This is a genomic window from Agrobacterium salinitolerans (assembly GCF_002008225.1).
GTDB lineage: Bacteria > Pseudomonadota > Alphaproteobacteria > Rhizobiales > Rhizobiaceae > Agrobacterium > Agrobacterium salinitolerans.
In genome coordinates this window covers 1-26,268 of record NZ_MRDH01000002.1, presented here as the reverse complement: position 1 = coordinate 26,268, position 26,268 = coordinate 1, and the positions used below count along the sequence as shown (strand labels likewise).

Annotated in this window: 25 protein-coding genes; 6 read left to right on the top strand and 19 right to left on the bottom strand. The window is 60.3% G+C overall.

What is annotated here, in order from left to right:
* Positions 1-38: 38 nt before the first annotated feature.
* From BS627_RS00270 to graD, 6 genes are read right to left on the bottom strand one after another with little or no spacing between them, the layout of a single operon-like run.
* Complete coding sequence (locus tag BS627_RS00270; protein ID WP_077981346.1) at positions 39-377, bottom strand: YciI family protein; 339 nt, start codon at positions 375-377, stop codon at positions 39-41.
* The gene (graB, locus tag BS627_RS00265) at positions 374-1,261 is read right to left on the bottom strand and encodes a hydroxyquinol 1,2-dioxygenase (RefSeq protein WP_077981345.1); all 888 of its coding nucleotides are present in this window, start codon (positions 1,259-1,261) and stop codon (positions 374-376) included. Before graB ends, BS627_RS00270 begins: the two co-directional genes overlap by 4 nt.
* A 15-nt stretch (positions 1,262-1,276) precedes the next feature.
* Positions 1,277-2,332: a maleylacetate reductase gene (locus BS627_RS00260; protein WP_077981344.1), complete on the bottom strand. Its 1,056-nt coding sequence runs from the start codon at positions 2,330-2,332 to the stop codon at positions 1,277-1,279.
* Between the two features lie 3 nt (positions 2,333-2,335).
* The gene (gene tsdA / locus BS627_RS00255; RefSeq protein ID WP_077981343.1) at positions 2,336-3,319 is read right to left on the bottom strand and encodes a gamma-resorcylate decarboxylase; all 984 of its coding nucleotides are present in this window, start codon (positions 3,317-3,319) and stop codon (positions 2,336-2,338) included.
* A gap of 46 nt (positions 3,320-3,365) precedes the next feature.
* The gene (gene graA / locus BS627_RS00250) at positions 3,366-4,595 is read right to left on the bottom strand and encodes an FADH(2)-dependent resorcinol hydroxylase oxygenase component (protein WP_077981342.1); all 1,230 of its coding nucleotides are present in this window, start codon (positions 4,593-4,595) and stop codon (positions 3,366-3,368) included.
* A 37-nt stretch (positions 4,596-4,632) separates the two neighbouring features.
* On the bottom strand, positions 4,633-5,172 hold the full coding sequence (graD, locus tag BS627_RS00245; RefSeq protein WP_077981341.1) for an FADH(2)-dependent resorcinol hydroxylase reductase component: 540 nt from the start codon (positions 5,170-5,172) through the stop codon (positions 4,633-4,635).
* A gap of 206 nt (positions 5,173-5,378) precedes the next feature.
* Here graD and BS627_RS00240 point away from each other — a divergent pair, with 206 nt between their 5' ends.
* A complete protein-coding gene (locus BS627_RS00240; protein ID WP_004433168.1) occupies positions 5,379-5,810 on the top strand; it encodes a MarR family winged helix-turn-helix transcriptional regulator in 432 nt (143 codons plus the stop codon).
* A 51-nt stretch (positions 5,811-5,861) separates the two neighbouring features.
* Here the strand turns inward: BS627_RS00240 and BS627_RS00235 are convergent, their stop codons facing one another.
* The 4 genes from BS627_RS00235 to irrA all read right to left on the bottom strand — a co-directional run bounded on the left by BS627_RS00235 (position 5,862) and on the right by irrA (position 8,169).
* Positions 5,862-6,269: a pyridoxamine 5'-phosphate oxidase family protein gene (locus BS627_RS00235; RefSeq protein ID WP_077981340.1), complete on the bottom strand. Its 408-nt coding sequence runs from the start codon at positions 6,267-6,269 to the stop codon at positions 5,862-5,864.
* Between the two features lie 40 nt (positions 6,270-6,309).
* Positions 6,310-6,882, bottom strand: a complete 573-nt coding sequence (locus BS627_RS00230; protein WP_077981339.1) for a hypothetical protein — start codon at positions 6,880-6,882, stop codon at positions 6,310-6,312.
* 13 nt (positions 6,883-6,895) lie between these two features.
* Complete coding sequence (locus BS627_RS00225; protein WP_077981338.1) at positions 6,896-7,435, bottom strand: peroxiredoxin; 540 nt, start codon at positions 7,433-7,435, stop codon at positions 6,896-6,898.
* A 221-nt stretch (positions 7,436-7,656) separates the two neighbouring features.
* The gene (irrA, locus tag BS627_RS00220) at positions 7,657-8,169 is read right to left on the bottom strand and encodes an iron response transcriptional regulator IrrA (protein WP_077981590.1); all 513 of its coding nucleotides are present in this window, start codon (positions 8,167-8,169) and stop codon (positions 7,657-7,659) included.
* Positions 8,170-8,608: 439 nt separating this feature from the next.
* Here irrA and BS627_RS00215 point away from each other — a divergent pair, with 439 nt between their 5' ends.
* Positions 8,609-8,998 (top strand): hypothetical protein, encoded by a 390-nt coding sequence (locus tag BS627_RS00215; protein ID WP_077981337.1) that lies wholly within the window; start codon positions 8,609-8,611, stop codon positions 8,996-8,998.
* 131 nt (positions 8,999-9,129) lie between these two features.
* Here BS627_RS00215 and BS627_RS00210 read toward each other — a convergent pair whose 3' ends face one another.
* The 4 genes from BS627_RS00210 to BS627_RS00195 all read right to left on the bottom strand — a co-directional run bounded on the left by BS627_RS00210 (position 9,130) and on the right by BS627_RS00195 (position 12,922).
* The gene (locus BS627_RS00210) at positions 9,130-9,759 is read right to left on the bottom strand and encodes an outer membrane protein (RefSeq protein WP_077981336.1); all 630 of its coding nucleotides are present in this window, start codon (positions 9,757-9,759) and stop codon (positions 9,130-9,132) included.
* 253 nt (positions 9,760-10,012) lie between these two features.
* Positions 10,013-11,407, bottom strand: a complete 1,395-nt coding sequence (locus BS627_RS00205; RefSeq protein WP_193600477.1) for a sensor histidine kinase — start codon at positions 11,405-11,407, stop codon at positions 10,013-10,015.
* Positions 11,408-11,442: 35 nt separating this feature from the next.
* The gene (locus BS627_RS00200; protein ID WP_077981334.1) at positions 11,443-12,117 is read right to left on the bottom strand and encodes a response regulator transcription factor; all 675 of its coding nucleotides are present in this window, start codon (positions 12,115-12,117) and stop codon (positions 11,443-11,445) included.
* Between the two features lie 172 nt (positions 12,118-12,289).
* Positions 12,290-12,922, bottom strand: a complete 633-nt coding sequence (locus tag BS627_RS00195) for a TetR/AcrR family transcriptional regulator (RefSeq protein WP_162520551.1) — start codon at positions 12,920-12,922, stop codon at positions 12,290-12,292.
* A 139-nt stretch (positions 12,923-13,061) separates the two neighbouring features.
* Between BS627_RS00195 and BS627_RS00190 the strand changes: the two genes are divergently transcribed.
* Complete coding sequence (locus BS627_RS00190; protein WP_077981333.1) at positions 13,062-15,098, top strand: NADH:flavin oxidoreductase; 2,037 nt, start codon at positions 13,062-13,064, stop codon at positions 15,096-15,098.
* 75 nt (positions 15,099-15,173) lie between these two features.
* Here the strand turns inward: BS627_RS00190 and BS627_RS00185 are convergent, their stop codons facing one another.
* From BS627_RS00185 to BS627_RS00170, 4 genes are all read right to left on the bottom strand, one after another.
* Positions 15,174-16,235 (bottom strand): ABC transporter ATP-binding protein, encoded by a 1,062-nt coding sequence (locus tag BS627_RS00185; RefSeq protein WP_077981332.1) that lies wholly within the window; start codon positions 16,233-16,235, stop codon positions 15,174-15,176.
* Entirely contained in the window at positions 16,232-18,463 is a 2,232-nt protein-coding gene (locus BS627_RS00180) for an ABC transporter permease (RefSeq protein WP_077981588.1), read from the bottom strand. Before BS627_RS00180 ends, BS627_RS00185 begins: the two co-directional genes overlap by 4 nt.
* Positions 18,464-18,561: 98 nt before the next feature.
* A complete protein-coding gene (locus BS627_RS00175) occupies positions 18,562-19,587 on the bottom strand; it encodes an ABC transporter substrate-binding protein (protein ID WP_077981331.1) in 1,026 nt (341 codons plus the stop codon).
* Positions 19,588-19,698: 111 nt separating this feature from the next.
* A complete protein-coding gene (locus tag BS627_RS00170) occupies positions 19,699-20,697 on the bottom strand; it encodes an ABC transporter substrate-binding protein (RefSeq protein ID WP_077981330.1) in 999 nt (332 codons plus the stop codon).
* Positions 20,698-20,936: 239 nt separating this feature from the next.
* On the opposite strand from BS627_RS00170, the gene BS627_RS00165 reads away from it, so the two are divergent.
* Positions 20,937-21,671 (top strand): response regulator transcription factor, encoded by a 735-nt coding sequence (locus BS627_RS00165; RefSeq protein WP_077981329.1) that lies wholly within the window; start codon positions 20,937-20,939, stop codon positions 21,669-21,671.
* Entirely contained in the window at positions 21,668-23,773 is a 2,106-nt protein-coding gene (locus tag BS627_RS00160) for a sensor histidine kinase (RefSeq protein ID WP_077981328.1), read from the top strand. Before BS627_RS00165 ends, BS627_RS00160 begins: the two co-directional genes overlap by 4 nt.
* Here the strand turns inward: BS627_RS00160 and BS627_RS00155 are convergent.
* Positions 23,770-25,104 carry an aspartate aminotransferase family protein gene (locus BS627_RS00155; RefSeq protein WP_077981327.1) on the bottom strand — a complete coding sequence of 445 codons (1,335 nt, stop codon included), beginning with the start codon at positions 25,102-25,104 and terminating at the stop codon, positions 23,770-23,772. The genes BS627_RS00160 and BS627_RS00155 overlap by 4 nt on opposite strands.
* Before the next feature lie 103 nt (positions 25,105-25,207).
* Here BS627_RS00155 and BS627_RS00150 point away from each other — a divergent pair, with 103 nt between their 5' ends.
* Positions 25,208-26,056 (top strand): LysR substrate-binding domain-containing protein, encoded by an 849-nt coding sequence (locus BS627_RS00150; protein WP_193600475.1) that lies wholly within the window; start codon positions 25,208-25,210, stop codon positions 26,054-26,056.
* Positions 26,057-26,268 lie beyond the last annotated feature (212 nt).

The following is a 26,268-nucleotide window of genomic DNA, read 5'->3' as shown; positions in this document are numbered from 1 at the left end:
ATGTTAGCCACTGCCAAGCGCACCGCGCCGACGAAATTTTAGCCGGCCTCCAGCCCGGAAATCGTCGACAGCGTCGGCGTCCAGTTCAAAATACGAATCCTGCTATAGACACCGTGAATGACGAAGGGGTCGGCCTCGCTGAAAGCGATGACGTCCTCGATCGAGAGAGCTTCGGCAATGACAAGCGCGGCCGATGAGACGCCGGAAACGGCGCTCATTGGGCCGGAAGCGAGAATTCTAAAACCGTCGGCCATCGCGTCGCCATTGCGCAGGTGGGCCTTGTGGGCGTCCAGATGGGCTGCGGTTTGCGAAGCCGTAGCGGGATCGCTTTCGGCGAAACGCACGTAAAGCCGTGTTGGGTTTCTCGGGCCGCTCATCTGGCAAGTACGAAATCATGGTTCACCGACCAGAACCAATCGTTGGTAAAACCCAGTTCTTTCGCCTTCCGCGCATCGTCAACCCGCTGGAAATCGGCAAGCAGGCTTTCTTTTACGCCGAAGACCGCATCCGAACGGATATAGGGGTCATTGGGATCGAAAATATGCGTGACGAGCGTGGTAAAGCCTTCCGCCGAGACGATATAATGCAAGTGCGCCGGCCGGTAGGGATGCCGCCCCATGGCGCGCAACAGCTGCCCGACCGGACCGTCATCCGGGATCGGATAATATTTCGGCTTGGCGGCCCGGAACCAGTAGCGCCCGTCCTCGCCGGTGATGAAGACGCCGCGCAGGTTGAAATCGGGCTGGATGCCCTTCTGCTGCACGTCATAAAAACCTTCGTCATTGGCCTGCCAGACATCGATGCGCGCGTCGGCGACCGGCGCCCCCTCGGTATCGAGGATGCGGCCGGTGACCACCATATCCTCGCCCTTGCCATCGAGGCAGATGTTTGCACCCATCGGCATTTCCGGCGCATCGGCCACATGGAAGGGGCCGAGAACGGTCGATTCCGACGCACCGCTCGGCTTGCGATGGTTGATGGCGTCAACCAGCATGGAGACGCCGAGAATATCGGAAAACAGGATCCATTCCTGCCGCCATTCATTGCAGATCTGGCCGACCTCGGTGAGAAAATGAATGGCCTTCATCCACTCCTCCTCGGTCGGTTCGATTTCCTTCACCGCCTCATGCAGCTTGCGTGTTACGACCGCCATGATTTCCTGCAAACGCGGATCGTCACAATCGCGCATGCGCGCGATCACGGTTTCAGCCGAACGTTCCTCGATGAAGTAGCCGTCATCATTGCTCATCTTCATATCCATCGTCTCCTCCTCCCGTTACTCCGGCCGCGTGCCCTCGAAGGCGCGTTGCAAAAGGTCGCGGATCGCAGTTTTTTCGATTGGCCGCGGGCACCAGTAAGGATTGGCCGTTGCAAGCTCTGCCATGGGATCGAGATCGTCCGACCGGACCCCGAGAGCCGCAAGGCTTGCCGGCACGCCAAGTCGGGCGGCGAAATCATAAAGCCCCGCCCCTGCCCTGCCGCCGACAAGAGCGGCAAGGGGTGCAAGCAAATCCGGCACCGCCTGTTCCACATAGGCGATGGTGTGCGGCAGAAGCACCGCATGGGTTTCCGCATGTGGCAGATCGAGACTGCCGCCCAGCGTGTGACAAAGCTTGTGATGCAACGACATGCCGACGGCGCCAAGCACCGAGCCGCACAGCCATGCACCATAAAGCGCGGTTTCGCGCGCCTCGATATCCCGCGGCTCGGCCTTCAGGCCGGGAAGGGCTCCGATCATCGCCCGCAGCCCCTCGGCCGCCATCAGGCTGGCGATGGGATTGCGGTCCTGCGCATAAAGCGCCTCCGCCGCATGCGCCATGGCGTTCAGCCCGCTCGTCATGCTGATGTCGACCGGCAACCCAAGCGTCAGTTCCGCATCGTAAATCACCACTTCCGGCAGGATTTCCGGCCCGCGCATGGTGGTCTTCACCCCGTTTTCCGTCTGGCCGAGAATGGGCGTCACCTCGGAACCGGCATAGGTGGTTGGGATGACGATCTGCGCCGCATCGGTGCGCAGCGCAATGGCCTTGCCGAGGCCAGTCGTGGAACCGCCGCCGAGCGCCACGACGCAATCCGCACCGGCGACGCGATAGGCTTCGACCGCGTTTTTCGTCACCTCGACCGGCGTATGCATGGCCGCATCGGAGAAGACGCCGGAAGCAAGCCGGCCGAGCCGGGCGGCAAGCGCCTCCGCGTCACTCTTCTGCTGTGGCGTGGAAAGCACCAACGCCCGCGACAGGCCAAGGCGGCGGATTTCCTCCGCCGCGCCCGCCGAGCTGCCCGCCCCGAAAACGATGCGGGCGGGCGCGGCCGTGTAGACGAACGGCTGCATGGGTCAGTTCCCGTCGAGTTTGAACAGGCGGCGCGCATTGGTGCGGCCGATCTTCACCCGGTCGGCCTCGGCAATGGTCGTCGCGTTGAACCAGTCGGAGGCATGGTCGATATTCTCGAAGGGCCAGTCCGTGGAAAACAGAATGCGGTCGGCGCCGATTTCCAGGATGGCGTCGATCAGTGTCTGGGTGCGGAAATTGCCCGAGGTGGTGATGTGGAAGTTTTCGTTGAAATAATCCACGAAACGGCGCTTGGCCGGATAACGCGGCGGCAGCTTCACCCAGGCATTGCGGTGGTCGATACGCCACATCATGTAGGGCAGGCCCTCGCCCATATGGCCGAGAATGATGTTGAGGCGCGGATGCTCGTCGAACAGGCCGGACGCCATCAGACGCAGCGCATGCACAGCCGTTTCCTGCGCGAAAGCCCAGGTGGGGCCGAGCAGCCAGGGATGGCCGTCATAAATGCGAGAGTCCTGGGGCAGCGGATTGCGCGGATGCAGGTAAAAAGGCACGTCGAGCTTTTCGACTTCGCCCCAGAACGGGCGATATTGCGGCAGGTCGTAATAAAGCGGCGTCTGCCCATCGCCCTCCTGGCTGAAGCCGTTGACGAGCGCGCCGACGAAACCGAGATCGTTGACACAGCGCTGCAATTCCTCCGTCGCCGCATCCGGGTCCTGCAAAGGCAATGCTGCGAAGGCAAGGAAGCGATCCGGCCGCTTGGCGCATTCTTCGGCAAGCACGTCATTCGCCCGCCGCGCGATTTCGATCGCCTTCTTCCTGTCGGGGATTGCCTGCACCGCCGGTGCGTTCAGCGACAGGATCATGGTCTCGATGCCATGCGCATCCATCAGCTTCAGGCGCGTATCCTGAATGTCGAGCAGGCGGTGCTGCAATTCCTTCCAGTAGTCGCCGGGTACGAAACCGGCCGAGTCCTGAAGAGTTTCCGGGATTGCGAAATGCTCCTCGAGAGCGACCTTGCCTTGCATGTTATTTCCTCCGAATTCACTGTATGATTTGCCGCCTGAGAAGCGATCAATATTGGCCCTTGGGTTCCAGCCCGAGCATGCTCTGACCGATCATGGTGCCGACGGCGTCCCAGTTCATGCTGATATGGCGGCCGACCGCATTGGCATCGCGCCACGCCCGCTGCACCGGGTTGGAAAGATCGAGCCCGACGCCGCCGGTGGAATCGTTGAGCGCCTGCACGGCGCGCAGGGCGAGAGACACCGCAAAGGACTGGCCGCGGCGGCTGAGAAGGCGGTCATCCACGGTAAACTCCGCCCGACCTTCGATCCTCGCCTGCGAAAGCGCCTGCGCCCGGGCGACATCGCGCAGCAATATTTCGCAAGCCGCATCGACGCTCGCCGCTGCTTCCGCGACGCGCAGCTGGATGGTTGGAAATTCGGCCATGCGATTATTGCCGCCCGCCACCGCACCGCGCGTCACCCGGCCGCCGACGTGATCGACATAGGCGGCAAGCGCGCCCCTCGCCGCACCGACGCCCGCCGCCGCGAGACAGGAGGGGATTCCGGTCAGAAGCGGCATGTTGAACAGGCCTTCCTCCGCATAATAATGCCCGCCGGGCGTCTTCCCACTGGTGGCGTCGGGGAAGGTCAGAACCCGGTGTTTGGGAATAAAGACATCATCGAGAACGAGCGTCTTGGAACCCGTGCCGGCCAGGCCCACCACGTGCCAGGTGTCCTCAATCACATAATGCCCGGCGGGAACGAGCAAGAAGGCCGGAACCGGCTTTCCCTCGCCCTGCGGCGGCAGGATGGCGGCGCAGAGGGACCATTGCGCGTTCTCACAGCCTGAGGCGAAGGCCCATTTGCCGCTCAGGCGATAACCGCCATCGGCAAGCTCCGCCATCTTCACCGGCGCATAGGAACCGCACAGCAGTGCATCGGGGTTTTCGCCCCAGACATCGGCCTGCGCCTCTTCCAGAAACATCGCCAGAAGCCATTGATGGGCAGACAGCAGGCCGGCGACCCAGCCGGTCGACGCACAGGCCGCCGAAAGCTCGATATTGGCTTCCACCAGCTCGGCGAAATCGCCGCCCTTGCCGCCGAAGGCGCAGGGCTTGACGATATCGAAATAACCGATGCCGCGAAGCGCCTCGATGTGGCTGGCGGGAACGCGCCGGGCCTCCTCCGTCTGTCTGGCGCTCGCCCGGAAAAGATCGGCTATGCCGGCAACGCGGCTGGCGAGGCGGGCACGCGGGTTCGTTTGCACCGGCTGCGGCGCATGGCTCATATCGTTCATGATTGTCTCCTTGCGGGAATGCTCTGATCGCGGAAATTCAGGCAGGTTCGTGCGAGGGGCTTGCCGCGCAATATTGGGCGTTTTCGTAAAGCAGCGGCCGTGTCACCTCGCTGACATCGGCCGAAACAACCTGCCCGATGAAAACGGTATGGGTTCCGTAAGGCATGGCCGCGACCCGGCGGCAGGCGATGGCGGCATGGGCCGTGGGCAGATAGAGAACGCCATTGTCGTGGCGATGCCATTGACCGTCGCGGAAACGCTCTTCCGGCGACACCTTGCCGCTAAAGGCATCCGATAGGGCAATCTGATCCTGCGTCAGCACATTGACGATGAAATCGGGCCGGCACAGCAGCAGTTCATGCAGCAGGGTGCGATTGTTCAGGCAGACCAGCAGGGATGGCGGCTCCATCGAGACCGAAGTGACGGCCGTGACCGTCATGCCGTGATCGCGCTGATCACCCGAAGCACAGGCCGTGATAATCGTCACAGTCGCCGGGAAACGGCGCATCGTTGAACGGAAATTCTGACCGACGCCTTCGGGCGCAAGGCTGCCGAGGCCAAACAATGCTGATGTCATGAGATCCTCCCAAATCCTGTGCTCTTATTTATTTGCATTTGCAACGTTTGTCAATGCAAATGTTATTCGCCATTTTTTGTGAAAGGGAGAACGCCGCATTCCCCCGTCTTATGGGGCGAAGCTATTGAAACGGATGGATTGTGCCGGTACAGCCGATAGGCGCACATCAGCATCTGCGCAGATGGCTCTCAAACGGGGATTTGCTCGTGTCCTATCAATTCACCGACTCGGTACCCTACCTGCTCAACTGGGTGGGCGTTCGGCTTGGCGAGCGCTTTTCCGTGAGACTGGCCTCCTATGACATCACCCTGCCGATGTACCGGGTGCTGGCCACATTGCGGCAGCAGGAGAGCAAGACGCTGACCGAGCTTTCGGACATGGTGTCGGTGGAGATTTCCACGCTTTCCCGGCTGGTGGGGCTGATGGTCCGGCGTAACCTCGTCAGCCGCGAACGACCGCTCGACAATGCGCGCATCGTGCGCATCACCCTCACCCCGAAGGGCGAGGAACTGGCCGATGAACTCATGCCCATCGCCGCCATGTTCGAAAAAACCGCGATCGAAGGCCTCGACCCGGCCGAAGTAAAACTCTTCAAAAGCATACTACGCCATATCGGCCGCAACATTGCCGGCCTCTAAACGGCCCACATTCGAAAAACGCGGGCCGTTATGATCAGCAGAGGTTTCCGCCTATTCGGGATTTGAGAGTTTCTTGCCTGCATCAGGGCCGGACCGCAGCGTATAAATCGCCTCCAGATGGATGAGCACGGCGCATTTCGGCTCTTTCATTCCCGCCTTGCCGGCGAAACCCAGGGCATTCTGAAACGGAGCCCCTTCGGTGAAAATCTCCGGCCGGCCGACGAAGCGATAGCCGTCGAGCGCATCCCGGTCTATGACCGCGACGGCGATCTTCGAGCCGTCACGGATATTTTGCAGCGTTTGACCGCCGGTATTCTCATTGTAGATCAGCGTCCTGTCGTCATAGACCCTGAGCGAGCGCTTCGGCCCGATATCCGGCAAGCCGTCCCTGCTGACCGTCGACTGGATCGGCAGCTGTTTGGCGAGAAAAGATTTCATCGTATCGTCTAGCGTATTCACGTTGCATTATCCTGATGTGTTTGAGAGTGGGCTTTCATCGTCATGACGGAATGATCGGGCAATGCGGGCGATCGCCGCCCGCCTGCTCCGCGTGGCGGGCCGCACGGAAGACTGCAAAGGCTGTGCCATATGCCTCCTGAACCGCACGGTCGATCACTCCGTCGTCACGCCCCCGCGACCGGAGATGATGTGCAAGGGCTGCGAGCGCCTGTTTGAGATGCTGCACGCAGGCGACCCGCATCGCCATTGGCGAGAAGGATGACCGGGCGGCCTCAAGAAGCCGCTCGTAAGCTCTCCGGTAAAGCCCCTCCGCCTCCTGGTGGTTGCCCTCACCATTCTCCAGTTCCGCAAGATTATGGCACGAGACGTTGTAGATGACCGGTGCTGGATAGTGGCAGGGCTTTTCGAGGGCGGCGGTAAACAGCCGCTCCCCTTCCGCCAGTGCATCGCCATAGATGCCGCGCGCAAGCGAAATTTCCCCTTGTGAATAGGCCATATTGGCCCGTTCGGTCAGCCTCTTCCAATATCGGTCGCCGCCATCGATGACGATGAAGTCTCGCGAACGCGATGCGGCAAAGGCCCGCGTGCCGCCTGGGATTGAAACCTGTTTCATGCTCGACCCTCGCTTATGCGGCCTTCAGGACGTCGTCGCCCTTCTGCCAGTTGCATGGGCACAATTGATCGGTTTGAAGCGCATCAAGCACCCGCAGCACTTCCTGCGGATTGCGCCCGACGCCGAGATCGTTGACCGTGACGAAGCGAATGATGCCTTCAGGATCGATGATGAAGGTGGCGCGCAGCGCAACGCCTTCCGCGGGATGCAGCACGCCAAAAGCCGCACTCAACTCGCGCTTGATGTCCGATAGCATGGGGATTGGCAATTCTTTGAGATCCGCGTGGTTCTGCCGCCAGGCGAGGTGGACAAATTCACTGTCGGTTGAGACACCGTAGACCACCGCGTTGCGATCTGCGAATTCCGGGTTGAGCTTGCCGAAAGCCGCGATTTCGGTCGGGCAGACAAATGTGAAGTCCTTTGGCCAGAAGAAGATGACCTTCCACTTGCCGGCGCTGCTCGTGTCGCTGATGCGTGTAAAAGCATTGGCCGGATCAGTGGAAACAACCGCCTGGAGGTCGAATGCGGGTAGTCTTGCACCAATGGTAAGCATTTGGATTTCCTTTCATTGCCGTTTGCCGGACGAGACAAGGCGGCTCATTCCGCCTCCATCCGGACAGGCGGGCCGCAATTTCCAAAATCTGTGACGGCTTTCACAATGCGGACGCCGACCGCACCGGGGCTATGAGACGATGAACAGGTTTGAACACACGCTCGGCGCACAGGCGCCGGCGGTTCTCCAAGAGGTCGTCATTTCAGGTCTCCATCCATCAATCACCGGCGCTCAGGATCACTGCGACATGCGGAACCGCAACCTCGAGCAGCCTGTTTCTCCGGCTCCAGACGCACAAGACGAAGCAGAATATCCACCTTGTCGATGACATATCCTTTCGGCGGTTCGGGCAGCATTCCAAGGCTGATACGACCGGCAGGAATATCGATGACCCGATCCTCCGCCTCGACATAGAAATGCTGGTGATTGGCGGTATCGGTGTCGAAATAGGTCCGGCCGCCCTCGATGCAGACCCTACGGACGAAACCCGCCTCGGCAAATTGGTTGAGCGTATTATAGACCGTCGCCAGCGACAGCCGCGTTCCTGTCGCAATGGTCTCACGATGCAGATCGTCGGCCGTGAAATGTCTGTGCTCCTCCCGGAAAATAAGCCCGCCAAGCACGATTCGCTGACGGGTTGGACGCAGGCCGGCCCGCTTCAGGGCTGCCCGCGTTCGCAGCATCGCTTCCTCGGTGCGGAAGCGTTTGCGGGTTTCTTCAGGAACAAAGAGCATCTGAACATCCAATTGAAAGAAATAAATTGCGGGAAGAAACTGCGATCCCGGCCGGATCACCCGTCTCCGCCGTGCAGATAAACCCATTCGCGGCGACACATTCGATATCGATCATCTGAACTTGCCCGGAAACCGAAATTGCAACTCATTCGCAACAGAAGAATATGGGAAATAAACCCAGCGTCAATCCTTATTGCAAATGATTCTTAATTGCAAAAAATGAAAAATGGCTTCCTTAACGACGAAACCTCCGCTGTCCCAGGATAGCGGAATGGCCTGTCGACACACATCCGCCGCAACATCGCCGGCCTCAGATACCGGCAATTCGGGCATCGCCGCTTTCAGCGGATGCCACCCGCCTCGCCCCGCTTTTCCCGTGCAATGTACTTGCAATAACCGGTTCCTATCCCTGCGAAGGTCACCGCAGAAAGGAACTTCCATGTCCAATAGATCGTCCCTTGCAGTCCCGGCAGCAATCTTCCTTATCGCCGGCGCATCGATACTGCTCACGGCCTGCGCCTCGACTGTCATGAAAAGCTATATCGGCGCGCCCATCACCAGCGTGATGCTGGACTATGGGCCGCCGGACAATATCTACAGTCTGGGTCCTGGCCAGCAGGCCTATCAATGGCGGAAAAACAAGACGCAGGCTGTCGCCGGATCGTCGAGTGGCGAAGTGCGGACAACACGGCGGGGCAAACGTTACGAAGTGTCCGAAACACCGGCTTATATCGAGCGCATCGACTGCTTCTATACCTTCTACACCCGCAATTCAGGGAACGAATGGTATGTTACGAGCTTCCGGCAACCTTCGCTCGAATGCGAATGACCGTTACCGGTTTCAAATTTCAGCCCGGTTCCGCATGTGCCGCGCCCCGCCCTTTTTCACCGCCGCTTCCAGGCCGAAAGCGGCGGCGTTCTTTTGAGAAGTCTCCCTGGGCCTGTCATGGGGCGGGCCGATCAGAAACGATAGTTCAGGCCGGCCTTGATGACATGATCGCTGATATCGGTCTTCGACCTGCCGCTTGAAGTCGTCGTGGCCACATTTCCTGTGCTCACATAATTATATTCGAACTTTGCCGACAGGCCGCCGCCGAAGCTCTGTTCAACGCCTGCCCCGACCAGATAACCCTGTTTCCAGCCATCGGGACCCGTCACGCCATTGCCGTCCTTGAACTTCGTCGTGGTCAGGCCGGCAGTGCCGTAAATGAGCGTCTGGTCAAGCGCCACGCCGGCCTTCATCTTGGCCGCGCCACGGAAACGCTCCCGCAACCGACCGTTCGGCACACGCGCCTCGTTCCCGAGATAGGACCCTTCGAGTTCCGCACCGACCACGCCCGAACCGAACTGGAAGTTATACCCGGCCTGCACACCGCCCGTCAGGCCTCGGCCGCTGGCCAGTGGGTTGAATTTCGGGGAGGAGACGCCACCATGCACACCCACATAGGCCCCGCCCCAGGATAAGGCTGGCGTATTGCCATAATCGAAGGATTGCTGCGTATTGTAGTTGGTAAGATCAGCGGAGTAGGCATTGCCTGCAACCGCGACGGCGATGGTCACGGCGACAAGCGATTTCTTGATGATCGACATGAATGACTCCAGACGAAACCGATGCGCCATCTTGTGGCGCAGCCAAGTTTCAGTTCGCGTTGAAGAACCGGAAACCGGCTCCCGTTAGTCTGCTGCGCCGGCCGACATGACATGCGGATGCGTTCAGCAGATAAGGGGATTTTCCCCACGAGAATTGCGTCTGCATTACATCGGGCGAATTTTATTAGAAATTATTTATTTATTTAAATGGTTTGGATGTGTTTTCTTAACCGAATCGTAAGAAATTTCACTATCAGCGCGCGGTCGCAGCCCCTTTGGAAACTATCGATCGAATCTCGAGCCGGACACAGAAGCCGGGATTGAGATCGAGGAACAGAACGCGGCCGCGATGAAGCTCGGCGGCCTTCTGGATCAGATTTAACCCAAGGCCTGCTCCGGGCGAATTCGTGTTGATACGGTGAAACGGCTCGAATACCTGCCCGCGCTCCGAAACGGCTATGCCCGGCCCTTCATCGCAGACCTCGATGGCTCCGGCCGGATCGATCCGGATCGTAATTGCGCCTTTGCCCCCGGCATGGTCTATCGCGTTGCGCACGAGATTGACGACCGCCATCTCGATGATCGAAGTCTGCACCGTGAAAACGACGTCGCCCACGCCTGGCTCGAAATCGAATTCGTAACCGGCATCCATCGCAATCGGGGCGAGATCGGTCGCGATGCGCTCGACAAGCCTATTGAGATCGCGCGGCTCAGCCGGCAGTTTCACCGCACCCACCGCCTGCATTTCCAGCAGCTGCTGCGCAACGCGGGTCAAGCGGTCGATATCGGCCCTGATCTGGCGGCTCAGTGCATCATCGGGCAAGAGGTCGGCTCTGGTGCGTACGATTGCGATCGGAGTCCGCAGTTCATGCGCCGCATCGGCAAGAAAGCGGTTGCGGCGATTATACCCGTCATCGAGCCTCGACAGCGCGACGTTGAAGGCATCCACCAGCGGGATGATTTCAAGGGGAACTTTCGAACGGTCGATCCGCTCAGACCGGTTCTCGAAATCGATGGACTGCGCCTGTTTGACGGTTTCCATCAGCCCGCTCAAAGAGCGGCCGACCGCCCGAGGGGTCACGAGCAGTGTCGCGATGCCCGTCAGGATCAGCATGGGCACGACGGCGATGAGGATGATGAAACCCAGCGCTGGCAGCACGGTCAGCCAGCGGATGGCGCCCTCGGCATCCTTTTCCAGATCCAGCTGAACATTGATCCAGATACTCAGCCCGTCATTGGGAATTCCTTCCTCCGTCCCGGCAATGAACTGAAGCCGCCCGGCGGATGTATCGCGGTTTTCCACGGTGGCGCGCACTGTACCGGCCGCCTCCAGCCGCGCGCGGTCAAAACTCCAGGGAAAAGCCGCCGACAGGGCAGACGCCGGAACAACGCCGTATTGCAAGACGATGTCCTTGGCGTCCCGCACCACAAACCAGAGATTCGGATAGCGCCGTTTCAGCTCCGCCAGCTCCGGCGTCGCCGAAAGTTGCGGCCTGCCCTGTCCATCCTTCGTCACGCTCTCCGCGACGATGCGGGCGGCCTCTTCATTCGCACCTTCGAGCCGCGGATCAATGATCCATATCCAGCCTATGAGAAGGATGACGAAAAGCACGAGCAGAAACGCCTGCAATGCGAAAAGGCGCTTCATCAGCACCCATCGCAGGGATCGATTGCGCTCCTGTGTCATGTCTTCAACCGGACGAGATAACCGATATTCCGCACGGCCCTTATCTCCACCGAGGCTTCCGCCTGCGCCAGCTTCTTCCTGATACGGGAAATGTGCGCATCGAGAGCGTTGGACTCGATCTCGTCATCGAGCGTATAGACCGCCTCGATCAGGTTCGCCCGCGTGACGATGCGGTTGGGACGACGCATCAGCGCCTCCAGCACCAGATATTCCCGACGCCGCAACTCGATGATGGAGCCGGCAATGCTGACCTCATTGCTGCGCGGATCGATGCTCAGATTTCCGAAATGCGCATATTTGTCGGAAAGAGAAGGGCCGCGTCTATGCAGAGCCCTGAGGCGAGCGAGCAGCTCCTCGATTGCAAAGGGCTTGGCAAGATAATCATCCGCTCCGGCATCGAGCCCGTCGACACGGTGATCGACACTTCCAAGCGCCGTCAGAACAAGGATAGGCACGGAATGCCTGCTCCGGCGAAGCGAAGCCACCAGATTCAGCCCCTCGCCATCGGGAAGGCGGCGATCCAGAACCAGAACATCGTAAGACCCGTCCCGCGCAAGGGCTTCAGCATCGCTGATGGTGCGGACATGATCGGCAAGCACATCGCGCCGACGCAGGGCTTCAAGAAGCGCGCGCGCCATTTCGGGTTCATCCTCAAGAAGCAAGATACGCAATGACGTTCCCCAGATGAATCCTTGCCACCCTCACCACTGTTCGCTGAATGTTGCAGCTACATTGCACGAGGACGCACGGACAGTTCATCTTCTACCACCCTGCCTGCCAAAATCCGACGGCATTGCGTGTGTTTTCGCAAAAGGGCGGTCTTATGGACGTGTCGCCTAAGGTTTACGAACCCGGTCTGTACCCGTGTCTCGCATAAAACCGGTCAAGCTCACGCTGCTGCGGCATCTCACCGGTATAGATGGCGATATAGTCCGGAATCCTCTGCATCCGCACCGCCACATCTTCCTCGGACTGCATGGAAATGTAGCCGATCTGCACCAGATAGGTAGTCCGGGCACGCACATCCGCCGTGTTTTCATTGTGACCGAACCGCACGAACATGCGTGAAAGCGCCGCCATTCTCATCTCGTCAGCCTTGCGAACTTCCGCAAGAATCTCATCGGACTGAAGAGCCCAGCTTCGAACGGCGAACTCAAATCTGCTGTCGAAGAGCGAGGAATCCAGCCAGCAATCGAAAACATTCAGCATGGCTTCGGCCATCGTCTCGGCGTAGGCTTCGGATTGCGTGACGATGTTTCCGGTGTTTTTTTCCCGCCAGCGGGCGACGAGCGCGGCCAGCAATTCCTCCCGGTCCTTGAAGAACCAGTAGAAACTCGTGCGCGACAGATTTAGCTTCTTCGCCAACGGCAGGATTTTGACGGAATCCACGCCCGATTCCAGCAAAGCCTGATAGGCGGCCTCAAGCCACCCCTCCTGCGATCCACGCCAACCGGTGTCGTTCAATGTCGCTTCCATAACGAGTTCGTAGCAAATAGGCCTCTTCGCGACAAGCGGATGTACACCCATGTCGAAAAGAAAGACAACTGTGTTTTGTAAATTGACACAAGTGTACATTAACGCTTAGCCTTGAGATAGAAACCTTTTGGAGCAGGCTATGTCGAGCGATCCACTTCTGCAGCCCTACCAGCTAAAACACCTCACGCTGCGCAACCGCATCATCGTCACATCGCACGAACCCGCCTATCCCGAGGATGGCATGCCGAAGGGACGTTACCGCGCCTACACGGTGGAGCGGGCAAAGGGCGGCGTTGCGCTGACAATGACAGCCGGTTCCGCCGCTGTCTCCAGGGACAGCCCGCCCGTCTTCAACAATCTACTCGCCTATAAGGATGAAATCGTCCCATGGATCCGGGAAATGACCGACGCCGTGCATGAACAGGGTGCGGCGATCATGATCCAGCTCACACATCTCGGCCGCCGCACCCGCTGGGACAAGGGGGACTGGCTGCCAATCCTTGCGCCGTCCCATCATCGCGAAGCGGCGCATCGGGCTTTTCCGAAGAAGATCGAGGACTGGGATATCGAGCGTATCATCAAGGACTTCGCCGACGCCGCCGAACGCATGAAGGCGGGCGGAATGGACGGCGTGGAGCTGGAAGCCTATGGCCATCTGATCGACCAGTTCGTCTCGCCGCTGACCAATGAACTGGACGGTCCCTATGGCGGCCCGCTCGAAAACCGCCTGCGCTTCTGTCTAGACGTCTTCAGGGCGATGCGCGAACGCGTGGGCGACGATTTCATCCTCGGTGTCCGTTATACCGCCGACGAATGTCTTGAGGGCGGCACCGGAAAGGCAGAGGGCATCGAAATTGCCAGACGATTGAAGGATAGCGGCCTGATCGACTATCTCAATGTCATCAGGGGCCATATCGATACCGACCCCGGCCTGACCGACGTCATCCCAATCCAAGGCATGGCCAACGCGCCGCATCTCGATTTCGCCGGTGAAATCCGCGCCGCGACCAGTTTCCCAACCTTCCACGCCGCCAAGATCCCCGATGTCGCCACCGCCCGCCACGCCATCGCCGCCGGCAAGGTGGACATGGTGGGCATGACCCGCGCCCACATGACCGACCCGCATATCGTGCGCAAGATCATGGAAAAACGCGAGGAAGATATTCGCCCCTGCGTGGGCGCCAATTATTGTCTCGACCGCATCTATCAGGGCGGTCTCGCCTTCTGCATTCACAATGCGGCAACGGGCCGTGAGGAAACCATGCCGCACGAGATACCCAAAGCGGCGGAGCGCCGGAAGGTGGTGATCGTCGGCGCCGGTCCGGCCGGGCTCGAGGCCGCGCGCGTTTGTGCCGAACGCGGCCATGAGGTCGTTGTGTTCGAGGCCGCCAACAATCCCGGCGGCCAGATCCGGCTAACCGCGCAAAGCGAAAGCCGCCGGGAAATGATCAGCATCATCGACTGGCGCATGAGCCAGTGTCAAAGGCTGGGCGTCACCTTCCACTTCAACAACTGGGCCGAAGCGGACACGGTTCTTTCGGAAAACCCTGACGTCGTTCTCATCGCCACCGGCGGTCTGCCGCACACCGATGTGCTTTCCAGCGGCGCCGATCTCGTCGTCTCGGCATGGGATATCATTTCCGGGGACGTCAAACCGGGAACGAATGTGCTGGTTTTTGACGATGCCGGCGACCATGCAGGTCTGCAGGCCGCCGAATTTCTGGCAAAGGCAGGCGCAAGGGTTGAGATCATGACGCCCGACCGCGCCTTCGCCCCGGAAGTCATGGCCATGAACCTCGTTCCCTATATGCGCTCGCTGCAAAAACACGATGTCACCTTCACCGTTACCTACCGGCTGGAAGCGGCGGAAAGAAATGGCAACCAGCTTGTCGCCCATGTCGGCAGCGACTATGGCGGCGTGGCGAAATCGAGAACCGTCGACCAGATCGTCGTCAACCACGGCACGATCCCGCTGGATGACCTTTATTTCGAACTCAAGCCCGGTTCGAAGAACCTTGGCGAAATCTCCTATGACGCCCTGCTTGCGGGAACGGCCCAGACGGTCGAGCGCAACCCGGAAGGCGCCTACCGGCTCTTCCGGATCGGCGATGCGGTCGCCGCGCGCAATACCCATGCGGCGATCTACGACGCGCTGCGTCTGGCAAAGGATATTTGAGACCGGCGCTCCCGACGGACAGAGGCAGAACAAATCTGCCTCTGTCGTCATGTAATCCTGAGTGCAGGAGCGGCTTCAAGCCTGAATCAGGGCAATGCCCCTGTTCTTGAACCCCAGCGTCACATTGCTCGCTGCCGGCAGGCTGGTCTCCACGGCATGGTCGACAATGAAAAGCGTACCGATATCGGTTTCCACCTCATATTCGACGTGACCGCCGAGGTAGGCGCTGTGCAGCACCCGGCCGGCAAGGCCCGGCCCGCCAAGCTGTCCGATGGAAATCGAGCCGGGACGCACAGCAAGTTTCGCCGGGCCGGGTTTTGCGTTGCGCGCCGAAACCCGATGATCGATGCCGCCAACGCGGATCAGTGCGTCCGAACCCTCAATGCTGATCACTTCGCAGCCGACGACATTCGCCTCACCCATGAAATCGGCGATGAAGGCGGAGGCCGGGGCTTCGTAAAGATCGCGTGGCGCACCCGACTGAGCGATCTCGCCATCCTTCATCACGATGATCCGGTCGGAAACAGCCAGCGCCTCATCCTGATCATGCGTCACATAGACGGCAGTAAAGCCAAGCCGCTGCTGCAATTCGCGGATTTCCGTGCGGACCCGGCGGCGAAGGCGGGCATCGAGGTTGGAAAGCGGCTCATCGAGCAGCAGAACCTGCGGCTCGAGCACCAGAGCGCGGGCGACCGCGACACGCTGCTGCTGCCCGCCGGAAAGTTCGGCGGGCAGGCGATGCCCCATGCCGGCAAGGCCGACAAGCTTCAAACCCTCTTCCGCCTTTTCCCGCGCTTCCGCCTTGCGCAGCCCGGAGGATTGCAGGCCGTAGGCAACATTGTCGAGCGCCGTCATATGCGGGAAAAGCGCATAGGACTGGAAGACCATCGAGACATCGCGCTCATTGGCAGGCAGCATGGTCACATCCTTGTCGCCGATGAGGATACGGCCCGAGGTCGGATGCTCGAGGCCCGCCAGCATGCGCAGCGTCGTCGTCTTGCCGCAGCCGGAGGGACCGAGCAGCGTCACCAGCGTGCCGGGCTCAATGGTGAGCGACAGGTCGGGAATGGCGGTGAAGGCGCCGAAGGTCTTGCGGACATTCTGAAAGGTGACGGAGCCGGGCTTTACGGAAATCATGCGGTTTTCTCCTGGGCAAGAGGAACGGAGGAAGCAGAGGGCAGGCCGGCGACGCGGTTTTCACGCCGCAGGCGACGCTCGCCGACAATGAGCTGGAAGCCGGTGATAACAGTGATCATCACCACGATCAGCATGGAGGAATAGGCGATCGCCACCCCATATTCACCGTTCTCGACAAGGCCGACGATATAGGAGGTCGCCATGTTGTATTCGGCGCTGACGAGGAAGATGACAGCGCTGATGGAGGTGATGGCGCGCACGAAGGAATAGACCAGCGCGGCCGTGATTGCGGGTCTCAAGAGCGGCAGGATGACCTTGCGGATGGTGCGGAAACTATTGGCCCGCAGCGTCAGCGAAGCCTCGTCGAGGCTCTTGTCGAGCTGGCTCATCGCCGCAATGCCGCCGCGCACGCCGACCGGCATGTTGCGGAACACGAAGCAAGCGATGAGGATGAGTGCCGATCCCGTCATTTCCACCGGCGGCAGGTTGAAGGCCATGATGTAGCTGACGCCGATGACCGTGCCGGGAATGGCAAAGCTCATCATCAGCGCGAATTCGAAGAGGTTCCGCCCGGCAAATTTCTGCCGCACGATGATATAGGCGGTCAAAAGACCGACGGCGGCGGTCAGCGGTGCGGAAACCAATGCGATCTTCATGGTCGTCCAGAACGAATTCCAGGCAACGCCTGTCCAGGCAATCGAGCCATTGGAGAAGCTGATGGAAAAGGCGCGGACGTAGTGGTCTAGGGTCAGGGAATTGTCGAGACCCCAGGTCTTCACGAAACCGCCCACAAGGATCATGCCATAAACAACGATGGTGAAGACCATCCACGGCACGACGACAGCGTGGACGCCGATGGACAGGCCACGCGGAAGCGCGATATGCGCGCCGCTGTCACCCTTGCCCGTCACCGTCGCAAAATTCTTGCCCGCCAGCCAGAAGCGCTGGGCAAGGAAGGCCGAAAGCGTGAAGCACAGCAGGATGATCGCCAGAACCGCAGCGCGGGACGGATCGTTCTGTGAGCCGACGACGGCAAAGAAGATTTCCGTCGACAACACGCCATGCGTGCCGCCGAGCACCAGCGGATTGCCAAAATCCGCCATGCTCTCGATGAAGCCGATCAGGAAGGCATTGGCGAGACCGGGCTTCATCAGCGGCAGCGACACCCGCCAGAAGGTGCGCCAGCGGTCGGCGCGCAACGTCTGAGAGGCTTCTTCCATTGACGGGCTGACGCCTTCGACCACGCCGATCAGCACCAGAAACGAGATAGGCGTGAAGGACAGAACCTGTGCGATCCAGATGCCGGTCATGCCGTAAAGCCAGCGGCCCGGTTCTATGCCGAAGAGGTAAGAAAGCCATTCGGTGACAACACCGGCACGGCCGAAAAGCAGCGTCAACGCGAGTCCGATGACGAAAGGCGGCGTGATGATCGGCAGAACGGTGAGAAGGCGCAGGCCCTTCTTGAAAGGAAAGCGCGTGCGGGTGGCGATCAGAGCAAAGCCGAGACCGAGCACGGTCGAACCGAAGGCCGTCATCAGGGCAAGAAACAGCGTGCGCCAGGCAACGCCGCAACGCTCTTCCCCCGTAACGCAGCCAAGGCTCCAGATGCCGGGATCCTGAATATTGCGAATAAAACCATCGGCATTGAAGGAGCCGTCGAAATCCTGAACGGACGCGATCAGCATGCTGCCGATCGGATAGAAGACAAAAACCGCGACGAGGAAGACCAGAACAGAAATGGCGGCGACGACAAAGGCGTCGCCTTTCATGACTCCGCGTTCTGCAAGCCCGAAGGCAAAGAGAAGCACGAAGACAAGCGACATGACGACGGCGCCGGCGCCCATGGAGGGTTGGCCGTCGGCAAGCATGCCGAAGAGGTTCTCGCTCGCCGTCCAGGTCCAGCCGCTGAAGCCGATCGCCAGCCCCTGCAAGGCGAGGAAAAAGAGACCGGCGGCGCCTATGAAGGCAAGCAACCCGCCACGCCGCATTGGATCACGCATCGGCCGAACAAGGCACGCGGCAAGGAAAAAGAGGACGATGCCGACGAGCCATGGTTTTCCATAGGACAATATTTGCAGCACACCGGGCGCATCGCTGGCCGAAGAGAAAAATCCGGACAGCCAGCGGAAGCTGAAAAAGCCGCCTTCGATGCGATACCAGGGGAGAAGAATGAGGGCAAAAGCCCCGAGCGCCAGGACGATGTCCAGCCTGCGATTGCCACGTGTCATGGCCGACCTCGCTTGTTTCATGCCGATGAAAGAGTGGCGGACACCCCGGCTTAAAAAGCCGGGATGCCTGTCGCCTGAGTTCAGATCAGTGGTTCAGATCAGTTTGCGATCGCACCGACTTCGCGGTCCCAACGCTCCAGCAACGACTTGCGCTTGGCCGGATCGCCATAGGTTTTGAAGTCATAGTCGATGAGCTTGATATCCTCGAACTTCGGCGCTTCCTTCGGCACTTCCGCCGTCTTGTTGGAGGGAAGCTGGAAGGACTTGGCGTCCTTCATGCGCGACTGGACTTCGGGCTTCAGCGCCCAGTCGTACCAGATCTTCGCATTGTCGAGATTGCGGGCGCCCTTGATGATCGACATCGAGCCGATCTCGTAGCCCGTGCCTTCGCACGGCGCGATGGACTTGACCGGAAAGCCTTCCGCCGTCTGCGCCACCGCATCGTGCATGAAGACGATGCCAAGCGCCGTTTCTCCGCGCGCCGCCGCCTTGACCGGCGCAGAACCCGACTTGGTATATTGCGAGATATTGGCGTTAAGCTTCTTCAGATAATCAATCGCCTGATCCTCGCCCATGATCTGCACGAGCGACGCGAGCGCTGTATAGGCGGTGCCGGACGAATTAGGATTGGCGATCTGGATTTCGCCCTTTAGCTCCGGCGCCAGCAGGTCGGCCCAGCACTTCGGCTCCTTGTATCCCTTGGACTTGAAGATTTCGGTATTGTAGCCCCAGCCAAGTGCACCGGCATAAACGCCGACAGTCTTGTAACCGGTGCTTTCCGCCTGCTTCACGGCCCAGTCCTGCAACTGGTCCAGCATCGGCGACTTGTATTCGAGCGTCAGGTTTTCGGATGCCGCCTGCATATGCGGATCGCCGGTGCCAGCCCACCAGATGTCTGTCTTCGGATTGCGGGCTTCCGCGCGAACCTTGGCGTAGGTCTCGCCTGAAGACAGGCGCACCATATTGACCTTGATGTCATGCGTCTTTTCGAAATCGCCCTTCATCTGCTCGCAGATGACGACATCGGCCGAGCAGATCAGGTTGAGTTCGCCCGCCGCCTGCGCGGAAACGGCGCTGAGTGCCGTGCCGGCAAAAAGCAGGGTGGAAAATATCGTCAGTCGCATGGTTATCCTCCTGTAGCTTGCGTCTGAATTCTTGGGCCGCGCGCAGACATGGCGCTGCCGGTCGCGGCGTCTTGCAGCACGCGCTGTCTCTTCGGGATGTTGGTTTTTGCCCTACTGGGTCTGGGTGGGGTGGATTTCGCTGTCGAAGCGGCTCAATAACCGACTTCGCTCTTCCGGCTGTCCGAAGGTGGCGAAATCGTAATCCACCATCTTGATCATCGATATGTCAGGTGCGGTCAGCGGCAATGTCGCCCGGGCATTGGAAGGCACCTGGTTCTGGCCGGCCTGGGCCCCGGTCGCCTGCCCTTCCGGGCTCAGCGCAAATTCCACGAAATCCTGTGCAAGGGCCGAATTGCGATTGCCCTTGACGATGCTCACAGCCCCGATTTCATAACCGGTGCCCTCGCACGGCGCGACGATGACCAGCGGAAAACCTTCGATCTTCTGGGTCACGGCATCGTGCATGAAGGAAATCCCGATCATGATCTCGCCCCGCGCCGCCGCCTTGACGGGCGCAGCGCCCACCTTGGTATAGCTCACGACATTCTGGTTGAGTTTCGCCATGAAACCGAAAGCCTCCTCCTCGCCAAACAGCTGGACGAGGGTGGCCAGCATGGTGAAGGCCGTACCGGAATAGTTCGGATTGCCGGTCAGGATATGGCCGCGATAGACATCCTTCGCCAGGTCCTTCCAGCAGGTCGGCGCCGGCAGATTGTTCTTCGCAAGCAGTTCCGAATTATAGGCAAAACCCAGCGCGCCAGCATAAATTCCCGCAGACCGCGATCCCGACATTACCGAGAAATTCTGCGCCCAGGGCAACAAATCCTGCTGGTGGACGGGCCGGTATTCATCCAGCAACCCTTCCGAGCCGGCCTGCAAATGGGTGTCGCCGGTACCGCCCCACCAGACATCAACAGTGGGATGGGATCGTTCGGCGCGAATCTGGTCGAGGATTTCACCGGTGCTCTTTCGCACCATCGAAATCTCGAGACCGGTCTTGGCTTCGAAAGCCTGCTTCATGGTCAAACACCAGGCCTCGTCGACGCCGCACAGGACGTTCAACTTCGGCTCGGCCATGCCATGCCCTGCGCCGCACAGCCATAGGACCATGCTCGCCGCAAGTGCGGTCAATGCTTTCAATTAAGCCTCCCTGCCTGGAACCTCCCCGTTCCAGTCTCCACCAACAGCATGTCACATCCAGCCCGCACCGCAATCGAAGAATGGTTACCAATCTTTCACCGCACCGCCGAACAAGATTACAGATATTACATTTATGACAGCAGCGATAACCAGCGAGCCTTTGAAGATCGCCGCTGCCATGCCTATGATGGTGATGGGAGGAAAGTGCAGTGCTTAATCAGAAGGTTCGCATTCTGATCGTCGAGGACGATCCGGATATGGCCGAGCTCATCTCGGACCTCATTGAGGCGGAGGGCTGGCTACCCACCTGCGCGCGCTCCGCCGAGGAGGCGTACGAGATATTGGCGCGCGAAAGGATGCAGCTTGTGCTCGTCGATCACAATCTGCCCGGCACGTCCGGACGCACCTTCGCCCAGCGGCTGCGCAGCCAGATCGACATCGGTATCGTCATGGTCACCGCCGCCGGCAGCGCCGCTGACCGGGTTCTCGGTCTGGAAACGGCCGCCGACGATTATGTTGTCAAACCCTTCGAACCGATCGAACTCACCGCCCGGATCAAGGCCGTCCTGCGGCGAACGATCCCTTCGCTGAAACAGGACAAGGACAGCGATCAAGGGCGCGGGGCGCTGTGCCTTGGCGACTGGGCGATCGATCTCGACGCCCGCCGGGCGGTCTGCCTGAGCGACCATAGCCGAACGCTGACGACTGCGGAGTTCGCGCTGCTGGAAATACTGGCGCAAACACCCAACCAGCCCGTCAGCCGCTCCCAGATCCTCGACAGGCTGGGTTCGGAAAGCGACCGTTATATCGACCGAAATGTCGACGTGCTGGTTTTGCGGCTCAGGCGCAAGATCGAGATAAACCCCGACCTGCCGCGCCACATCAAGACGCGGCGCGGCAAGGGTTATGTCCTGCATACCGACGAGGGCGAGCTTTCCCCGTGATCAGCCGCTCCTTCCTGTCCTCCATCGCCTTCCGCCTGCCCTTTGCGATCGTCTTTACCTGCCTCCTCGTCTTCAGCCTTTCCGCCATCGCCATTTATGGTCTGCAGCGCGCCCGCGATGAAATGGCGGCTTATGGGTTGCAGGCCTTTTCCAGTCTCGCCAAGGCGTCGCTGGTCTCGCGGCAGGTCTCCGATCTCGTCTCCAGCGCACCGTTTCTGATGAACGCCGCCTCACCCTACCGCGTTTCCAGCGAAAGCCGCTCGGTGGTCCAGCAGGTCGATATTTTGCTCGAAATGACAGGATCGGGCGGCGGCGAACGGATTACCCGCGGCTTTGCCAGCGAACGCATCGTTGAACTCCTCCAGATTATCCGGGAACAGACGCTCGATCTTGCGAAGGATGCCGATGCGGCACAGGGCCATAAAGCGGAAGCGGCAGCAGCACTCGGCGAAATCGCCACCGGTCAGGGCATCCTAGATCCGGAACTGCGCCGGCGAATGAACGGCATCGTGCAGGCCGCATCCGCATCCGACAGCCTCTTCCAGCTTGGTGAACTGCGCCGCCGTTACGTGGCGGAAACAACAGCGCGCCAACAGGGCTATCCCGGCGAACGCCTGCCCGTGTCCGAGCTGCACCCCTATGAGCGGGTCTTCGAGGCCCAGAGCCGCTACCTTCTGGAAATGTTCGCCATCCGTGCCTCGGTGTCCCGTCTTCACACCGTGTCGCGCGATCTTTCCCACGCAACCGAGACCCAGGGCGATGCGGTTGCGCGCAGGCTGAACGAAGACCTGATTTCGACCTCCGATGCTCTCAACCGACTGTTGATCATTGTCGCCGTCGCCTCGCTTCTGGTTCTCATCGTGGCGATCTTCTCGATCCGCTCAGTGATGCGTGTCTCGCGCGGGATAGTGACGCTCTCCAACGGCATGAATGCCCTTGCGAAAGGAAATAAGGATGTCGGCCCGCCCTCGTATACTGGTCCCGAGACGGAGTTGATCCGGCTGCTCGATGCGTTTCGCGCCTTCCATGACAGCGTCGACCGCGTCTCGCGCCTCAGGCGCACGGCGGAAGCGGCAGCCCGGACCATCCGCTCGACATTCCGCACCATGAATGAGGGAATAGCACTCTTCGATCCGGCCGGCAGGCCCATCACCATGAACCGCCGCATCATCGAACTCGTCGGACGCTCCGGCTCATCGCGAAAACTGCCGCTTCGCCGGTTTGTCGAGCCGATCCCGGAAATCGACCCGGCCCTGCTACCCTTCGAGGCAGAGCGGGGAGAACTGCTCGACCGCGCAGTCCTGCGCCACCGCACTGACGATCAGCGGGTGATCGAAGTATCGATGTCACGCCAGCCGGACGGCGGCATCGTGCTGCTCGCCCGCGATGTGACCGCGCTCGATCGCCAGGAAGCGGAAGCCGTCAAAGCCCAGAGACTTGATGGCATCATGCGCATGACCCACCAGGTCAGCCATGAGGTGGGCAACATGATCGGCATCATCACCGGCAGCCTCGGTCTTCTGGAGCGGGAGGCCGGTTTCAACGACCGCCAGAAGCGGCACATCGCCCGCATCCGCAAGGCGGCGGATCGCGGCCGCTCTCTGGCCAGCAGCATGCTTACCATCGGCAGCCAGCAACCGATACATCCAAGCGTCATCAATGTCGCCAGCCTGCTGCGCGGCATGGCCGATATTCTCGAAATCGCTGTCGGCCCCAAATGCCGGATCGCGCTCCATATCGATGACGATCTTCCCTCGATACCGCTGGACCCGGCCCTTTTCGAACAATCCATCCTCAATCTCTGCCTGAACGCCGCAGCCGCCATGCCCGATGGCGGCCTGATTTCAATCGAGGCCGCTTCGGGCAAAGATTCGCTGGTGATCGCCGTCGCCGACGAGGGCATCGGCATGACGCCGGAGGCCGTGGACAAGGCCTTCGAGCCCTATTTCACCACGCGGGGCGACCATGGCGGCGCAGGTCTCGGCCTCGCAATGGTCTACGGTTTCGTGCGCCAGAGCGGCGGCGAAGCGCATATCAACTCCAGACCCGGCGAAGGCGCAAGGGTTGAACTGACCTTCCCGGCAAATGCCGGCCACACCTAGCGGGCAAGCTGTGCGGATTCGATCGAATCCACCAGTATCTCCAGCCCAAGATCGATTTCCGGCTCCGATACCGTCAACGCCGGCGCAATGCGGAAGACGCCGCCCATGCCGGGCAGCTTGACGATGTTCATGCTGAGGCCACGCAACATCGCCTCCTGCATGATGCGTGCACCGAGTTCGAAACCCGGGGCTTTCGTATGCCGGTCGGCGACGACTTCAAGTCCGAGTAAAAGCCCGCGCCCGCGCACGTCACCAACGCATTCGAAGCGCTGCTGCAACGAGAGCAACCCCTCCTTCAAACGGTTTCCGCGGGCAATCGCCTGTTCCACCAGCCCATCGCGTGCCACCACATCGAGAACCGTCACGCCGACAGCCGCCGGCAGGGGATCGGAAACATGGGTCGTATAGAACAGGAAACCCCTCTCGAAGGCCTTCTGTTCGACCTCCGCGCTCGTCATCACCGCCGCAAGCGGCAGGCCGGCGCCGAGTGTCTTCGACAGCGTCATGATATCGGGGGTCACACGATCGCGCTGGAAGGCGAACATATGCCCGGTTCGGCCAACACCGGTCTGGGCTTCATCGAGGATGAGCAGCATGCCGCGCTCCTCGCACTTTTTCTTTAGCGCAGCGAGATAGCCGACCGGCAGTTCGAGGATACCGCCACTCGACAGGATCGGTTCGGCAATGAAGGCGGCAAGATTGCCGGTCGACTGGCGATCGATCAGTTCGAAGGCATCGTCGAGTTCCGCTTGCCAGTCATTCGATCCATCGGGATTCTTGAAGCGCGGACGATAGGCGTTCGGCGCGGGAATAACGAGTGAGCCAGCCGTGGCAGGGCCATAGCCCCTGCGGCCGGCACTATAGGTAGCGGAGGCCGCAGCGCCCGTCATGCCGTGCCAACTCTGCGCGAAAGCGACGATTTCATGCCCGCCGGTCACGAGCTTCGCCATGCGGATCGCCGCCTCGTTGGACTCAGCCCCGGTGGTCAGCAATTGCACACGATCGAGACCAGGCGCAAGCGCCGCCAGCCGCGCCGCCAAGTCGACGACCGGGCGAGACAACATGCCCGAGAATAGATGCGCGACCGATGCCATCTGCCGGTTGACGGTGGCGACGATATCCGGATGGGTATGCCCGAGCAACGCGCTCATCTGGCCGGAGGTGAAATCGAGAATGGCGCGCCCATCCGCATCATAGACGAAACTTCCCTTAGCCCGCTCGACGATGATCTCCTCGAAGGCCGGTCCGTAGCGGGTCAGATGTTTATTGGCGGCCTCCCAGAAAGCCGGTTCGTCATTGAGCGAGGCGAAGGTCTTCGCAGGCTTGTCCATGGCACATTCCCCAAAAGTTTATCTTGCGGAAACATAACCACCCATTGCCCCCTCAGTCCAATTGATAGTATTATACTCCGATATTGATAATCTTGATATCACCATGCTCGATCTCACCCTGCTGAAGAACTTCATCATCGTCGCTCGCGCCGGCTCCATCAGTGTCGCCGCAATGCAGATTGGCCGCACCCAATCTGCGCTCAGCACGCAGATGCAGCGGCTGGAAGGGCTGGTAGGCCATATCCTGCTGCAGCGAACGGGTTCTGGAGTGCGTGTAACCGCAGCGGGAGAGAGACTGCTTGCCCATGCCAGCGGCCTGCTTGCCCGGCATGACGAAATCCTTGCCGATATGGGCGAGGCGACGCTGCAGGGAACCGTCAGCCTTGGCTGCCCTGAAGATTATTCCATTGCCTTCCTGCCGGAACTGCTAAGAGGCTTCTTCGGCACCTACCCTAAAATCGACCTGCGCATGGTCTGTGCGCCCACGACGGAATTGCGTCCCCTCCTGCAGCGCCGCCAGATCGACATGGCCCTGGTTTCGCAATCCGATCCGGATCACCGCGATGTGCTCCGCAGGGAAAGTTTCGTCTGGGTGGCGGACAGGCCTGAGCCGGATCTCCTTGCCAAGGATGTGCTGCCGCTCGCACTCTCCGCGCCCGTGACGCTGGATCACCGCGCGGCGTGCGCCGCCATGGAAACCGCCAATCGCCGCTACCGCGTCGCCTTCGCCAGCAACAGCCTTTCCGGCCTCATCGCAATCGCGCGTTCCGGCCACGCCATCAGCGTGCTGACAAGGACAGCCGTTCCAGCCGACCTTCATATCGTCAAAAACGGGCTACCACCCCTACCAACGATCGGCATTGCCATCGAGTTTGCCGACGCGCAGACATCTTCAGCAGCCAGGGCGCTGGGTAACCACATCCGCACCGTTCTTCCGGATCTCAGCCTTTAGCCTGGAGCGTTCCCACAACCCGCATATCCGGCTTTTCCACCATCTCAGGTGACAAAAGGCTAGAAATCGGGCCGATCATTGCAGGCGCAGACCTGAAGTGTTTTCATCAGTCCAGAAACGCAAAAAGCCCCTGCGTGGCAAGGGCTTGGCGCAATCACAGGGATCGTTGGTTGCGGGGGCAGGATTTGAACCTGCGGCCTTCAGGTTATGAG